This window comes from bacterium SCSIO 12696 (assembly GCA_024397955.1).
GTDB lineage: Bacteria > Pseudomonadota > Gammaproteobacteria > Pseudomonadales > Porticoccaceae > SCSIO-12696.
Map to the genome: position 1 here is coordinate 2,264,598 of CP073744.1, position 15,045 is coordinate 2,279,642.

At 53.9% G+C, this 15,045-nt stretch carries 16 protein-coding genes; 13 read left to right on the plus strand and 3 right to left on the minus strand.

All coding sequences use genetic code 11. The features are described from left to right. Positions 1-89: 89 nt before the first annotated feature. The gene (locus KFE80_10460; GenBank protein UTW44810.1) at positions 90-2,150 is read left to right on the plus strand and encodes a M13 family metallopeptidase; all 2,061 of its coding nucleotides are present in this window, start codon (positions 90-92) and stop codon (positions 2,148-2,150) included. Between the two features lie 37 nt (positions 2,151-2,187). Here the strand turns inward: KFE80_10460 and KFE80_10465 are convergent, their stop codons facing one another. Beyond that, positions 2,188-2,457, minus strand: a complete 270-nt coding sequence (locus tag KFE80_10465) for a helix-turn-helix transcriptional regulator (GenBank protein UTW44811.1) — start codon at positions 2,455-2,457, stop codon at positions 2,188-2,190. Positions 2,458-2,548: 91 nt separating this feature from the next. Between KFE80_10465 and KFE80_10470 the strand changes: the two genes are divergently transcribed. Beyond that, a complete protein-coding gene (locus tag KFE80_10470) occupies positions 2,549-2,854 on the plus strand; it encodes a hypothetical protein (GenBank protein ID UTW44812.1) in 306 nt (101 codons plus the stop codon). 18 nt (positions 2,855-2,872) lie between these two features. After that, on the plus strand, positions 2,873-3,142 hold the full coding sequence (locus KFE80_10475) for a hypothetical protein (GenBank protein ID UTW44813.1): 270 nt from the start codon (positions 2,873-2,875) through the stop codon (positions 3,140-3,142). Positions 3,143-3,431: 289 nt separating this feature from the next. On the opposite strand, the gene KFE80_10480 is transcribed toward KFE80_10475, so the two are convergent. Then, positions 3,432-3,809, minus strand: coding sequence for a hypothetical protein (locus KFE80_10480; GenBank protein UTW44814.1), 378 nt, complete (start codon positions 3,807-3,809; stop codon positions 3,432-3,434). 98 nt (positions 3,810-3,907) lie between these two features. Between KFE80_10480 and KFE80_10485 the strand changes: the two genes are divergently transcribed. The 5 genes from KFE80_10485 to KFE80_10505 all read left to right on the plus strand — a co-directional run bounded on the left by KFE80_10485 (position 3,908) and on the right by KFE80_10505 (position 8,546). After that, complete coding sequence (locus tag KFE80_10485) at positions 3,908-4,231, plus strand: hypothetical protein (GenBank protein UTW44815.1); 324 nt, start codon at positions 3,908-3,910, stop codon at positions 4,229-4,231. 40 nt (positions 4,232-4,271) lie between these two features. Next, positions 4,272-4,871 (plus strand): sigma-70 family RNA polymerase sigma factor, encoded by a 600-nt coding sequence (locus tag KFE80_10490; protein UTW44816.1) that lies wholly within the window; start codon positions 4,272-4,274, stop codon positions 4,869-4,871. Positions 4,872-4,873: 2 nt separating this feature from the next. Further along, entirely contained in the window at positions 4,874-5,353 is a 480-nt protein-coding gene (locus KFE80_10495) for a hypothetical protein (protein ID UTW44817.1), read from the plus strand. Positions 5,354-5,378: 25 nt separating this feature from the next. Continuing rightward, positions 5,379-6,227, plus strand: a complete 849-nt coding sequence (locus KFE80_10500) for a PDZ domain-containing protein (protein UTW44818.1) — start codon at positions 5,379-5,381, stop codon at positions 6,225-6,227. Between the two features lie 243 nt (positions 6,228-6,470). Further along, positions 6,471-8,546 carry a VWA domain-containing protein gene (locus tag KFE80_10505; GenBank protein ID UTW44819.1) on the plus strand — a complete coding sequence of 692 codons (2,076 nt, stop codon included), beginning with the start codon at positions 6,471-6,473 and terminating at the stop codon, positions 8,544-8,546. A gap of 66 nt (positions 8,547-8,612) precedes the next feature. Here KFE80_10505 and KFE80_10510 read toward each other — a convergent pair whose 3' ends face one another. Then, the gene (locus KFE80_10510; protein ID UTW46697.1) at positions 8,613-9,332 is read right to left on the minus strand and encodes a helix-turn-helix transcriptional regulator; all 720 of its coding nucleotides are present in this window, start codon (positions 9,330-9,332) and stop codon (positions 8,613-8,615) included. A gap of 178 nt (positions 9,333-9,510) precedes the next feature. On the opposite strand from KFE80_10510, the gene KFE80_10515 reads away from it, so the two are divergent. The 5 genes from KFE80_10515 to KFE80_10535 are packed head-to-tail and all read left to right on the plus strand — an operon-like array spanning position 9,511 to position 14,914. Next, the gene (locus tag KFE80_10515) at positions 9,511-12,972 is read left to right on the plus strand and encodes an acyl-[ACP]--phospholipid O-acyltransferase (GenBank protein UTW44820.1); all 3,462 of its coding nucleotides are present in this window, start codon (positions 9,511-9,513) and stop codon (positions 12,970-12,972) included. Continuing rightward, positions 12,965-13,627, plus strand: coding sequence for a hypothetical protein (locus KFE80_10520; GenBank protein ID UTW44821.1), 663 nt, complete (start codon positions 12,965-12,967; stop codon positions 13,625-13,627). The genes KFE80_10515 and KFE80_10520 overlap by 8 nt, the downstream gene beginning before the upstream one ends. Further along, entirely contained in the window at positions 13,624-14,286 is a 663-nt protein-coding gene (locus KFE80_10525; protein ID UTW46698.1) for an alpha/beta hydrolase, read from the plus strand. The genes KFE80_10520 and KFE80_10525 overlap by 4 nt, the downstream gene beginning before the upstream one ends. Continuing rightward, positions 14,279-14,647, plus strand: coding sequence for a DUF393 domain-containing protein (locus KFE80_10530; GenBank protein ID UTW44822.1), 369 nt, complete (start codon positions 14,279-14,281; stop codon positions 14,645-14,647). Before KFE80_10525 ends, KFE80_10530 begins: the two co-directional genes overlap by 8 nt. Before the next feature lie 12 nt (positions 14,648-14,659). Next, positions 14,660-14,914, plus strand: coding sequence for a YkgJ family cysteine cluster protein (locus KFE80_10535; protein UTW44823.1), 255 nt, complete (start codon positions 14,660-14,662; stop codon positions 14,912-14,914). The last annotated feature ends 131 nt before the right edge of the window (positions 14,915-15,045 follow it).

Sequence of the window (15,045 nt, forward strand, 5' to 3'; positions counted from 1 at the left end):
TGCTGAGCAAAAAAATGGCGCCCAGCAGTGATGACTTAATTAGTGTGAACAGGCCCTAAACAATAACACTCAACAAAAGAGGAAGAGTAATGGGAAAAATAACGCTGACAGCCGCTGTCGCCACAATGGCGATGTTGGTTGCCTGTGGTGGCGGTCGTGTCGCTGACACGGGACCACAGCCGGTATACGGGGATTGGGGGGTCGATTTGACCGCTCAGAATCTGGCGGTAAAACCCGGTGACGACTTTTACCGCTATTCCAGTGGCGCCTGGCTGGACAGCTATAAATTGCCTGCAGACAAAACCCGCTATGGGGTGTTTTCGCGCTTGGCGGATGACGCTCAAAAGCAAGTGAAAGCCATTATTCTGGAGCTGGGTGAAGGTTCCTACGAGAAAGGCACCGTCGAGCAAAAAATTGGTGACCTTTACAAAAGCTATATGGATCTGGAGCGCCGAGACAAATTGGGCATCAGCCCAATCAGTGATCAGCTCGCCGCTATTGCCGCCATTGCAGACAACAAAGCCTTGGTCGCCGCGTTTGCCAATGCGGACCTGACCGGTGTGGGTGCGCCCATTGGTGTGGGCGGAGGGCTCGATCGCAAAGACCCCTCTCAGAAAGTGCTGGCTGCTGGAGTGGGTGGTACCAATTTGCCGGATCGGGATTTTTACCTTGAGGAGCAGTTTGCGCCGATTCGCGATGCCTACAAAATTCACATTGCCAAGATGCTGGCGTTTGCGGATTACGGCAAAGCGCGCCGCCAGCAAGCGGCGGAAAATATTCTGGCCCTGGAAACCGAGATTGCCAAAAAGCAATTAAACCGGGTGGAATATCGCGACCCCAACAAAACCTATAACCCATACACCTACGATGAATTAAAAGCCGCGTTCCCTGGCTTGGACTGGGATTTCTTTGTCACGGAAACCGGTTTGAATCCGACCATCAGCGCCGAGAAAAAGTGGATCATCAGCAATCCCGGTGCGATCAATCCGGGGCTTGAACTGATCAATGACCCAGACAACCTCGAGGCCTGGAAGGATTACTTGGCGTTTACTCTGATCAGCAGCAACTCCGGTGTGCTCCACAACGAACTGGCACGGGCGGCATTTGAATTTCGTCGCATCCTCAGCGGCCAGCAAAAACAAAGTGATCGTTGGAAGCGAGGAGTGGGCTTCGTGTCCAGCCTGTTTGGTGAGGCCATCGGCGAAGTGTATGTGAAGCGTCACTTCCCCGAGCAGTCCAAAGAAATGATGGGTGAGCTGGTAGCCAATGTAAAAGAAGCCCTGCGCAGCCGAATCCGCAAACTGGAGTGGATGAGTGATGACACCAAAGCCCAGGCGGAACTGAAAATGGACGCCTTCGGCACCAAGATTGGCTACCCGGAAAAATTTGAAAAGTACGCTGGCCTGGAAATCACCGAAGGGGATTTGTACGGCAATATCAAAGCGTCTCGGGTGTACGGCCGGGCGAAAGCGGTCAAGGAACTGAGCGAGCCGGTGGATCGTACCGAGTGGGGCATGACGCCACAAACCGTCAATGCTTACTACAGCCCTCTGTTTAACGAAATTGTGTTCCCCGCTGCTATTTTGCAGGCGCCATTTTTTGACCCAATGGCCGATGCGGCGGTGAACTACGGTGCCATCGGTGTGGTGATTGGCCATGAAATGAGCCACGGTTTTGATGACCAGGGCCGCAAATCCGACGCCAATGGCGTATTGCGAGACTGGTGGAACGAAACCGATGCAGAGGAATTTAAGCGTCGTGCGGATCAGCTGGTGGCCCAGTTTAATCAGTACGAAGCGGTGCCGGGTAACTTTGTGGACGGCCGCTTTACCCTGGGGGAAAACATTGGCGACCTGGGTGGGGTTATGATCGCCTATGAAGCCTACCAGCGACACCTCAATGGTCAGGAAGACAAAGTGATTAACGGGCTAACTGGCGATCAAAGATTTTTCCTCGCTTACGCACAGGTGTGGCGCGGCAAAACCCGTGAGGAGCGCCAGTTGCAGCTGCTGAAATCCGACCCTCATTCTCCGGGTGAATTTCGGGTCAATGGCATTGTTCGCAACGTGGATGCCTGGTATCAGGCGTTTAATGTGCAGCCCGGTGATGCGCTTTACCTGCCACCGGAAGAGCGCGTCAGAATCTGGTAAATGGGATGAATTGAGAGGGCCGCTCAGCGGCCCTTTTTCACTCTGAATCACCGACCGGTAAATTCAGTAAATCAGATATTGGCTGATTAAAAGCACTGGCAATGCGATACAAATTAGCCAGCGTGATGTTCTCTGTTTCGCCACTTTCGATGCGTTGGTATTGTCGCAGCGACAACCCGAATTGCTGCATGTCTTCTTGAGTGAGGCCATGTTGATGGCGCAGCTCAATAATGCGCTGCCGCAGTGCTCGGGTAAATTGCTGAAAAGCGGGATGAAGCGGATCCTGTTCGGGAATACTGCGTTTCATAGCTTGGGCTCTGCTGGCTGGACATGACATTAATGTCATGATTAAATAGTTCGCGCCACGCCATTAATGGCGTATCGACAGGGAGGCCCTAATGTCAGCTTCAGGTGGCGGAACTCAAAATAAACACCCATCGGCTTCAGTTAACTGCCTCACTCAACAATTGGTCCCCCTTTACGATGAGATGGCGGAATTGGAAGCCCTTAATAGCTTTCTCTACGACGCTTTTCTCACCTTGGCTACAGAGGCGGATGACGCCTTTTCAGCGAGCACCAGCAGTGGGCTGGGCCTTACCTGTCAGTGGTTGCGGCAACGCCAGCAGCGCCTCAAGCGAGAATTTCATCAGCTGATCCAGTGTTCTAAAGAACAGCTCTCAGCCCATAACAACCACCCGCAGTAAACGAAAGGACGCAGCACCATGCACACCATCATGTACCGAATATGGGTTCGGCCAGGCCGTGAGCAACAGTTAAAAAGTGTCTGGAAACAGCAAGCGGATATGTTGCGAGAAATGGGGGCGCAGTCCGGTTGGGTGGTCACTTACTCCGGGGGTGAATGCGCGGCTTACTTGCAATGGCAACAGCGCCAATACTGGGAGAATGTCCGCCAGTATTGCAGCTTGATGGACGAAGTCGCCCGTGCCATGGGTGATCATATGCTGGGGTGGTTGTCGGAATACCCGGCCTAGGGCCTGTTAACACTAATGGAGTCATCACTGCTGGGAGTCACTTTTTTGCTCAGCAAGGCAGAAGGAGTGCCGTGTAGTCACTCTACATAAGCGACTGATAACACAGCTGGGCGGACTTCCTGTTTATAAACAGGGGCCCCAGCCCCTGGGGTTGCGGCTAAAAAAGCGCCACCCGGTGTTGCTCGTCGCTCATTTGGAATGACCAAACCACACGACTCGCGCCATGATTGACGCTTTTTTAGTCACAACAGTGGCGACTCCATTATTGTTAACAGGCCCTAGTAAGGGTTTAAGAGCGGCGCTGCTTAATCAGTGCCGCCAGCATATCGACGGCTACCGGTAATTGTTGCGGGGTTAATTGCCGCGCTGTATCCAGCAATGCTTGCCACTGGGGGTCAGTGGCTTGGTAGTCTGCCCTGGTTTCTGCGACCGCCGATGCCCCCCGCTCATCCATCCAGCCGTGAGGTTTGTGAAAAGCCCGCTCCAGCTTGCGTGCCAGGCGCTCACCGACGTTACGTAACTTGCCCGACGGCAATGGGGTTCGGTTGATGATCTGGCTGATGTACGCGGCATTGGTACCGGCTTGTCGGGCCAACATGGCCTGGTTTCCCTGGCAGTGTTCCAGCAGTTCTTGCAATTTCTGATAACGAATCTCTTGTACAGTCATTGTTTGTCTGTCCTAAAGCATTTACATTTATTTTAGCTTGAAACTAATTAGCGTAAAGCTATATATTTATACAGTGTTGAATACGAGGGGATGGTTTTGTGCCGGGAAAGCAGCGTTCGTCCAAGTTGGTCGGTGATTGCCGTCAACATCAAATAACTCAACTGGTGCAGTGGTGTGATGAGCTGGCTGAGCTTCAGGCTTTGGGCCACTTCTTCTCGATGGCTGCAATCGGTGAGTGTGTCGATAATTCTACAAGGGGCGAGGTGGCTAATAACCTGTGGATACGGGGAGCAGAGTCATTGGCTGGGCAGCTGCAACAGCGTTTGCAAGGCCTGCACAGTCAACTTTATCGGGAGTTGTGCGGTCTTCGTGAACAGTCCCCTGGCGCCAAGTCGTGCAACATCGCGACAAAAGTTCGCTAAGCTTTGTCACACTATGACTCAACCAGTCGTCTATAGGGGTATGAAACAGAGCGCATTTGCTATCGACCTGTCGATGGATGTTATCAGGCGAGCCCAACAGGGCGAGATGGCGGCCTTTAGAACGGTATACGATACCTTCGAAGTGCCCGCGTACAGTCTGGCGCTCAAATTGTCGCAGTGCCCTGAAGTGGCCAGGGAAATACTTCAGGAAGGCATGTTGCTGGTGTTTCGAAAGATCAGCCAATATCGATTTGATGCCCCGTTTTGGGGCTGGCTACGCAAACTGTTTCTGAATACGTGCCTCAGTGAGTTGCGACGGCAAAAGCGCTGGCAGCGCTGGCAAGATGTGCCTCTGGATGAAGAAGTACAACCCGACAATTCGGCAAGAAGTTCTGAAACTGGAGACACCCAGCGGGACTTGGAACAAGCTCTGGCCCAGTTGCCGCCGCTGCGGCGCACGGTGATCTGGTTGCACGCGGTGGAAGGATACACCCACCGGGAGATTGCCGAGATTGCGGATATTACCGAAGCCAATTCAAGGGCCCAATTGTCCCGTGCCCGCAAAGAGCTGCAGGCGTGTCTGCCGGAAATGAGAGAGCCGCAAACCAATGGCTCGACAAAAGTAATGAGTGGTATTTAGTGATGAGTGAACCCAGCCAACAACACCCGATTGATCAAGCGCTGCGTGAATTGCCCTTGCAGCATGCGCCAGAGGACTGCTGGCAGCAGATTGCCGCCAACATGGAGCAGAGTAACCAGGTCAGCACCGGTTGGCGCCGTTGGGGTGCGATGGCGGCCTCGTTAGCGGCGGTGGGTCTCGCGTTTGTTTTGTGGCAGGGCCACGCTCCTTCTGTGAGCAACAATGCTCAACCTACGGTTGCCAATGGTTTTCAGGTGGCGGAGCCGGGGGATGAGCTATTGGCGAACTACGCCCGCAGCACTTACAGCACCGACCAGGCGCTTGAAGAAGTGGCGATTTTAAGCTGGATACAGCAGATTGATGAAAATCGTCACTATGGAGACCTGCGTCAACAAGTGTCTCTGCAACGCCAGCGTGACCACCTCAGTACACAGCTTTTGGAAGCCAACTTGCAGTTGCCAAGCAGCGGAGTGTGGCTCTAATTTTGGAAAGAAGTAGGAGATTATTATGAAAGCATTGCTTGTCGGCCTGGCCATTGGTGTTTGCAGCCAACTGGCAACGGCAAAAGAAGTCGCTGTCGACATCGATCAGCTGGATTTTGATACCCCGCAGTTTCAAGAGGCACTGCAGCTGCTGGCAGCTCACGACCCTTTGGAGTACGAAGAGCTGCTGGAGGACTTGAAAGACATCAAGTTGCATAAAAAGCCCGCCGGAGTGATCGGTATCTTGTTTGACACCACAGAAGACGGCCACATCATCATCACCAAAGTAATGCCCGGTGGTGCCGCTGATGAGGCGGGCATCAAAGGCGGAGATCGCATTGTGCAGGTGAACGGTGGAAGGATTGATACCGACGATGGCAGCGGCGATGCGTTGCGCCAGGCTATGGGCTTCTTTGGGCACCCGATGCCCGGTGACGCCATTAGCCTGGTGGTGGATCGCAACGGCAAGCAATTGGAAAAAAACATGGTTGCCAAAGCCCGCAATAGCGACTTTATGGTGTTCACGGGTAAAGAAAAGGAGATCGAGAAAATCCTTGAGCAGGCCGGTTTCCCCGGTGGTTTGATTGCTCTGCGGGAACCGGGTCGCGCCGGACTTGAAATGGCAAACCTGAACAAAGGTCTGGGTAAATACTTTGGCACTGATCGCGGTGTATTGGTACTTACCAGCGCAGATGACAATATTTACCAACTGCAACCAGGCGATGTCATTCTCGATATTGGTGGCCGCAAAGCCAAGGATCCCCGCTGGGTTACTAACCTGTTGTTTACCTATGGTGCGGGAGACGAACTGTCTATCGGTATTATGCGAGATAAGAAAAAGCGCACTCTCACCCTAACGATTCCCAAAGAGTAACCATTCCTGAGACGTGCTCACCTCGGAAAAATACTCATAGTTGATTTTGGTAAGAGGGGTTAGCCGGGCCATTGGGTTGTAGTAACCAGTGGCCCGGCTTTTTTATGTTCGCTGTAAAAGTATTGCCAGATAATCCTTTGGGTGTATTTTTTTGCACCTATTTCGGTTTTAGTTGTTCCTGGCAGTCTTCTTTTCTAGTTTGCCAATCGCCGCGTACAGAGCGGTGATGAAAAGGAGACAGCAATGAAAGTTTTTCAAAAGGTAATTCGACGATGTTTGGCAGCGGCTGCCGGTGTGGTGCTGTGCAGCCAAGCTGCGGTGGCTGCGGGCTTGATGATCCCCAAATCCAGCAGCCTGCCATCCCTGGAAATCAAACAGCATCACGTCAATGTGGTGATTGAAGATGGCTACGCCATCACCTCGGTGGAACAGGTGTTCTACAACCCTAACAGCGCAGAGCTGGAAGCCATTTACTCGTTCCCGGTGCCGGAAAAAGCCTCAGTAGGGGAATTTACCTACTGGATTGATGGAACACCGGTTACCGGTGAAGTGCTGGAGAAAAAGCAGGCCCGTGAACTCTACGAGCGGGAAAAATCCCAGGGCCGCGAAACCGCCATCACCGAGCAGGACGAATACCGCACCTTCGACAGTTCGGTGTACCCGGTACGTGGCAATCAGGAAGTAAAAATTCGCCTGGTCTACATTCAGCCCGTTCATGTGGATCACAGTATTGGCCGCTATGTATACCCGCTGGAAGAGGGTGGCGTGGATGAACAACAACTGGCGTTCTGGAACTACAACGACGAAGTCAGCGAAGCTTTTAGTTTCAACCTCAAGCTGCGCTCTTCTTACCCCATCGACACTCTGCGCCTGCCCAAACACCCGCAAGCGGTGGCTACCAACAGTTCGCCCCAGGAGTGGCAAGTGACGCTGGCCAATAGCAGTGCCAGTGCTGCCGCTAACACATTAGTGGATGAGGAGGGCACATCACCCGTTGTCCCTCAAACTGCGCCCCAAGTCATCCAGCGGCTGGATACGGATATCGTGGTCTACTGGCGTCACCAGCAAGGCCTGCCCGGCAGTATCGATATGGTGGCTCACAAACCGGACGCCAGCGGCCGCGGCACCTTTATGATGACGGTCACGCCGGGTGATGACCTGGCCCGCATCGAACAGGGTCGGGACTGGGTGTTTGTGCTGGATTTGTCTGGCTCCATGCAAGGTAAATACAGCAGCTTGGTGGAAGGGGTGAATAAGGGCCTCAAGCAACTGAACCCCAACGACCGTTTTAAAATCGTATTGTTTAACAATAGCGCTCGTGAATTAACACCGGGCTATGTGATGGCAACGCCGGAGGAAGTTAGCCACTACACCCAACAGCTGGCAAACACCCCCGCCAGCGGTGGTACTAACCTCTACGCCGGACTGCAAAAGGGCATGCGTGGTTTGGACGCCGACCGCCCCAGCGCCCTTGTTCTGGTGACCGATGGCGTGGCCAATGTGGGCGTCACCGAGAAAAAACGTTTTCTCAAGTTGCTGGAACAACACGATGTTCGCCTGTTTACCTTTGTGATGGGCAACAGCGCCAATCGCCCCTTGCTGGATGGTATGACCAAAGTCTCCAACGGCTTTGCCATGAGTGTGTCCAACAGCGACGACATTGTCGGCCAGTTGATGTTGGCCACTGAAAAACTCACCCACCAAGCGTTTCACGACATCGATGTGCGTATTAAAGGCGTCAAGGTGGAGGATATGGAACCCACTCGCATCGGCTCCCTGTATCGCGGCCAGCAGTTGATTGTGTTTGGCCACTATCGCGGTGACGGTGTTGCCGACGTAACTATCTCCGGCAAAGTATCCGGCCAGCCCAAAAGCTATCAAACCCGGATTGCTTTCCCTGAAACTGCCGATCTGAAACCAGAGATTGAACGCCTGTGGGCTTATGCCGCTATTGAGGGCCTGCAAGACCACATCGATTATTTGGGAGAGGATAGCGACAGCAAACAAGCCATTGTGGATATCGCCCGAGAGTACGGTTTGGTGACCAACTATACATCCATGGTGGTGGTGCGCGATGAAGTGTTTCAAGAGCAAGGTATCGAGCGTCGCAACCAGCAGCGGGTGCAGCAGGAGCACAACGCCCGGAAACAACGGGAAGCGGCTCCGGTACGTCACAACCGCGCGGACTCACAGCAACCGGCGTTTCAACAACCCCGGGCAACCCCTCGCAAAGGCGGTGGTGGCGGTTCGTTTGGAGTGTGGATGTTGGTGTTGTTGCCGCTGCTGCTATTCGGAAGAAGGAGATTGGTTCAATCTTAGGCGGCTGTAGCAGGCTTGTGTCACCCCCGCGAAGGCGGGGATCCATTGTTTGATATTGTCTGGTGATTACCGCCGATACTGCTCAAACAACGCAAAATGCCACTGCCTCACCGCAATCACTGCGGTGGTGCCGTGGCGCTCATTCAGGGGCAGGGCCAAATCGGCTTTGCCCAATTCGTTGAACTCACTGGCCAATTTGCGCATCCGTTTTTGAAACTGTTCGCTGGAGGCTGCCGACAAGGTGCCGTTGAGTACAATAAACTGCTCACCATCGCTGGCGAAATTCGAGTTAAAAAACTCCCGCTCTACCGAATTCTGGAAAAACTGCTGGATCGGGCCATTGGTTTGCCAGCGGAAGTTGGGGGCCACCCGCAGCTTGATGCGGTTGCCGGGCAGCAGCTCAATCACGCCCAGGCGGTCCAGTGCCGCCAGCTTACTTATACACTGTGGCTCCGTGATGTTGTAATAACTGATGATCTCGGCGAATTGCCACTGGTTGAGTACGCAGCTGGCCACCAGCAGCATAATGGGGTCTGCCACAAGCTCTTGTTCCTGTTCCATGGTGAGCTGACTCAGGGTGGGTTGCTGGGCTTCTGCCGCCACGCTGAGGCTGGTGATGGTGGTTCCCAGCCAGCTGCACAGGCGGTCGAGCCGCTTCAGGGACAGATCCCCGGAGGTGAAAATACGCTTTACGCTGGATTCGGAAAGGTCCAATAATTGCGCCACGTCGCGGTAAGTTTTGCCCTGCTGTTTGAGCGCTTTTTTGAGGGCGTTGATCAGGGCCATGATTTCTGAGTAAGGGCTTTCCGGCCGTGAATTCTCGTGCATATCTGGCACCTGTTGAAAAGTATTAATATATAGTACTTTTCGTTTGTATTTGAAGACTTTTTAGAAAAAAGTTGTTTTTGGGGGTGCTGTGGCTACATTGGCTCACAGCAAAACAACCATAACTAAGGATTGATGCATGACAGCGCTACACCGGATAACCGGCTTTCTGCCCTACATGGTGGTGGTATTTCTCAACGCCTTTGTGGACTTGGGCCATAAGATTATGGTGCAGAACACCGTATTCAAAATGTACGACGGTTCGGAGCAGGTGGTGCTGACCGCCATCGTCAATTCCTTGATTCTATTGCCCTATATCTTGCTAATGACCCCTGCGGGCTTTCTCTCCGATAAGTTTGCCAAAACCCGTGTGCTGCAATTGTCAGCGGCAGCGGCTATCGGGATTACCTTATTGATCACTTTGTGCTATTACATGGGCTGGTTCTGGCCGGCGTTTGGGTTGACGTTCCTGCTGGCGGTACAGAGTGCGTTTTACTCCCCTGCCAAGTTCGGCTACATCAAGGAGCTGGTGGGTAAGGAGCAGCTGGGGCGTGGTAATGGGGCTATTCAGGCCATTTCCATTATCGGCATCCTCGGTGGCACCATTTTCTTTTCGGTGTTGTTTGACGGTCGTCTGGATGGCCAGGGCTTTTCCTCGGAAGGGGATATCCTGCGTTTGATCGCGCCGTTGGGTTGGGCGTTGGTGGCACTGTCCATTGTCGAGTACCTTTTGTGCCTGCGCTTGCCCACGGTGGAGCGGGGCAAGCGGGATATGGTGTTCCAGTGGGCGGATTATCGCCGTGGCAAAATGCTTAAAAGCACCGTGCACACCATCACTCACCGCCGCGTTATCTGGCGTTCCATTGTTGGCCTGGCCATTTTCTGGTGCATTGGCCAAGTGCTGGTGGCCGCTTTCCCTGCCTTCGCCAAAGAGCAAATGGGGGTGACCAAAACCGCACTGATTCAGGGCGCAGTGGCCTGCTCCGGCATTGGCATTATGTTGGGTTCTCTGATTGCCGGGCGCGCTTCCCGCTCATACATCGAAACCGGTACCTTGCCAGTGGGTGCCCTGATTATGGCCATTACCCTGCTGCGCATTCCGGGGCTAGAAAGTATTACCGGTGCCATGATCAACTTTGTGATTCTGGGTATTGGCGGCGGTTTCGTAGTGGTGCCATTGAATTCTCTGGTGCAGTTCCACGCCGACAAACACGAGCTGGGCCGTATTCTGGCAGGCAACAACTGGGTGCAGAACATCGGTATGTTGGCGGTTTTGATCATTACCGCCCTGGTGTCTGCCGCCGGTGCCGGTACCGAAACCCTGTTCTACTTTGTGGCTTTGGTGGCCTGCGGCGGTGTGGTGTGGACTCTGTGCAAGCTGCCACAGGCGTTTGCCCGCTACGTGGCGGCGTTGATTATCGGTCGCCGTTACAAACTGCGTGTGCAAGGGCTTACTAACCTGCCGGGCCGCGGTGGTGTTCTGCTGCTGGGCAATCACATCAGCTGGATCGACTGGGCCATTGTACAGATTGCCTCACCACGCCCGGTGCGCTTTGTAATGTACAAAGACTTTTACCAGCGCTGGTATCTGAAGTGGTTTCTGGATTTGATGGGTGCCATTCCCATTGGTGGCAGCAGTACCAAAGCTGCCATGAAACGTATTACCGAATTGTTGAATCAGGGCGAAGTGGTGTGCCTGTTTCCGGAAGGGGTGATCAGTCGCACCGGCAATTTGGCGGAGTTTCAGCGGGGCTTTGAAACCGCTGCTGCGGATACCAACTCGGTGATTGTACCGTTCTACTTGCGCGGCCTGTGGGGCAGTCGCTTCTCTCGGTCCAGTGACCGCTTGGCGGCCATGACCGGGCGCGGCCTGCTGCGGGATATCATGGTGGCCTTTGGCAAACCGCTGCCCAGCGACACCACTGCCGAAGCGCTGAAGCGCAAAGTATTCGACCTTTCCATCCACTCATGGGACAGCTACACCAAGTCCCTGTGTTCGCTGCCCAACAGTTGGATTGACACCGTAAAACGCAACGGTTCGGAAATGTGTGCGGCGGATTCCACCGGTGCCAGCCTGTCGAACTACCGGATGTTGGCGGCGGCCATTGCCTTTTCCCGGCGCATCAAACGCCAGGCCAAAGAGCAAAATGTGGGCTTTTTGCTGCCCTCCACCAGTGGCACCGCCATTGCCAATATGGCCGCGTTGTTGTTGGGCAAAACCCTGGTGAATATCAATTTCACCGCTCCGGTGCAGGCGCAAAAGGCCGCCTTGCAAAAAGCCGGGGTGAACACGGTTTACAGCTCCAGGAAGTTCGTCGCCAAGTTGCGCAGCAAGGGGGTTGATCTCGACCCACTGCTGGCGGATGTGCAGGTGCATTACCTGGAGGATATGAAAGAGGGCATTGGAAAACAGGAGTTTGTGGGTTGGTTGTTATTGGTGGTGCTGTTACCCGGACGTCTGCTTAAACGCTTGTTCTGCGCCCGCCGCGACGTGGACGATCCGGCCGCGATTTTGTTTTCCAGTGGCAGTGAAGGCACACCGAAAGGGGTGGTGCTGAGCCACCGCAATATTCTCACCAACGTCAAGCAAATGACCGAGGTGCTGAATGTGGAAGATGGCGACGTGATTATGGGCACCTTGCCGCCGTTTCACGCTTTTGGCTTGTCGGTGACTCAATTCCTGCCGCTGATTGAAGGCCTGCCGGTGGTGTTCCACCCGGACCCTACCGATGCGGTCAATATCGGCAAGGCCATCGCCCGCTACCGCGCCACCATTTTCTGTGGCACCGCCACCTTCCTGCGCCTGTACACCTGCAATAACCGGGTGAAACCGCTGATGCTGGAATCACTGCGCCTGGTGGTGGCTGGTGCTGAGAAGCTGAGCCCGGATGTACGCGAGGCCTTTAAGCTGAAATTCAACAAGGAAATCTACGAAGGCTACGGCGCTACCGAAACCTCGCCGGTGGCCAGCGTTAATGTGCCGGATCGCCTCGACCCCAACGACTTCCGGGTGCAACTGGGCAGCAAAGCGGGCACGGTGGGTATGCCATTGCCAGGTACCAGTTTTCGAGTGGTGGACCCGCAAACCCTGGAAATACTGCCTGCTGGTGAACAGGGGCTGGTATTGGTCGGCGGTGGCCAGGTGATGCTGGGTTACTTGGACGAACCGGAAAAAACCGCAGAAGCCCTTGCCGAAATTGACGGTATTCGCTGGTACAAAACCGGTGACAAAGGTCATATCGACAGCGACGGATTCCTCACTATCGTCGACCGTTACTCCCGCTTTGCCAAACTAGGGGGCGAAATGGTCAGCCTGGGTGCGGTGGAACAAGCCGTGCGCGAGGCACTGAGGCAGCCAGAACTGGAGTTGGTGGCGGTAAATCTGCCGGACGCCAAAAAAGGTGAGAGAGTGGTACTGCTGATCGCCGGAGAATATCAGGCCAGCAATGTGCGCCAGAGCCTTCTGGATGCAGGTATCAATTCACTGATGATGCCCGCGAAGATTTACCCGGTCGCAGAGGTTCCGAAACTGGGTTCCGGGAAAACCGATTTTGCCGCCGCCAAGGCGTTGGCTGTGGCATTGGAGGCGGACAGTGAATAGTACCGAGCTGCGCAAACTTTCCCTGAAGTGCTTTATCGGCTTTCTTGCGCTCACCGGTGTGCTGGCGGTGGCCATGGTGCTGGTGGGGCGTTTCGGTGAATTGGAATTGAAGATACTGCTTTCTACTTTGGTGGTATCTGCAGCCAACGTGTGTGCACTGTCTTGCGCCGCTGCCATGGAGCGCCACGGTTATCGCGTTACCGGGTTGTCGGGGGTTGGCTGTGCAGTGGTGGCGGGATTGATGAGCCTGTTGGGCATCTGGGTGGAAGTGGATAGCAAAGTATTCTGGCAGACCACCGTCACGGCCATTATCTGCGCTGCCACGATGGCCCATTTGTTTTTGTTATTGCTGCCTACCTTGCAGCCCCGGCATCGCTGGTTTCAGTCACTTTCGGGTATTACCTTGATTGGGCTGGCAGGAATGCTCAATCTGTTGGTTTGGGCGGAGCTGGATTCTGAGGGGTATTTTCGTGCTCTGGCTGCCGTGGCCATCACCGCGCTTGTGCAGACACTGGTTATGCCCTTGTTGGCGCGGCTGGCGAAAGCGACACCGGCACTTCAAACAATCACTTTGGTGTCAGACCCGGAGCGGAGTGATATCTATCGCGACTCCCAAGGCCGCCTTTACCGCTTGCAGGAAGTTGTGGAGCCCTGATTGTGGCCGATAACTGCGCTATCTTGCTGCATGGCTTGGGTCGCACCCGCCGCTCCATGGTGCCGGTGCAAAAAGCGCTGACAAAAGCGGGCTATCGGGTTGTAAATATCGGTTACCCATCCCGCCACTTTTCCATTGAGGAACTTGCTACGCGGGCTATTCAAGCCGGGCTGCAACAGTGCCCGGCCAGTGCCACGGTGCATTTTGTGACCCATTCAATGGGCGGTATTCTGGTGCGACAATATCTGCGCTATCACCCTATTGCTAACCTGGGTAGGGTAGTTATGTTGGCATCGCCTAATGGTGGCAGCGAAGTGGTGGATAAGCTGTCTGGTTTGCCAGGCTTTAAATGGGCTAATGGTGAGGCGGGTTTGCAATTGGCCACTTCTGACAACAGTGTGCCCAACACACTGGGTGAGGTGTGTTGCGACCTGGGGGTGATTGCCGGCACTCGTTCGGTGAATCCGATTCTATCGACCTTTTTGCCCAGCCCGAATGATGGCAAAGTGTCTGTGGCCAGCACTCGAGTTGATGGCATGACCGATCATATCCAGCTGCCTGTGACCCACACTTTTATGATGCGCAACAAGAAAGTGATTGAGCAAGTGATTCATTATTTGGCTAACGGCGAATTCAGACGAGAGTTAGTGGATGAATAGCAATGGCCATAAGGTTACTGTCTACTACGATGGTGCTTGCCCCACCTGCGTCCGGGATCGGGATAGCTACCAAAAAATGGCGGGTAGTGCTGCTGACAATCTTCATTGGTTTGATATCACTGGGCGAGAGCAGGAACTGCGTGAGTTGGGTATCGACCCCGACAAAGCGTTGACCGAGTTGCACATTCGTGTCGATGATCAAATCCTCAGCGAGATCGATGCCTACCGGGTGTTGATGCAAAAAGTGCCCCGGCTCCGGCCTCTGGGTTGGTTAATTGGCATACCCGGTATTCGCCAGTTGGTAAGTAGCTGTTACCACTGGCAAGTAAATCGCAGACTGCGCAGGCAAGGGCGGTTATAACAGAGCCATACTATGAATTGTCGCCCTAATTGCGGTGCTTGTTGTATTGCGCCTTCTATTAATAACCCGATTCCCGGTATGCCCAATGGTAAGCCTGCTGGTGTAGTCTGTGTAAACTTGGACACGAATAACAATCGTTGTCGAATATGGGGTACGAAAGAATATCCACAGGTGTGTCGTGAATTTCTGCCGGAACCTGATATATGCGGAGAAAACCGTGATCAGGCAGTGCAGTTAATTAGTGATCTGGAGAAAATAACAAAATAATTGGTTGCCAGTATTAGCTCAATTTCGCTATATGGCTATCCGAATCTTTGAGCTAATGTCGATTAGCCTCTGACAAGTTTGCGCTTGTTGAATACAACAATTTTAGTGGTTTGGCTACATGGGAACGGGTT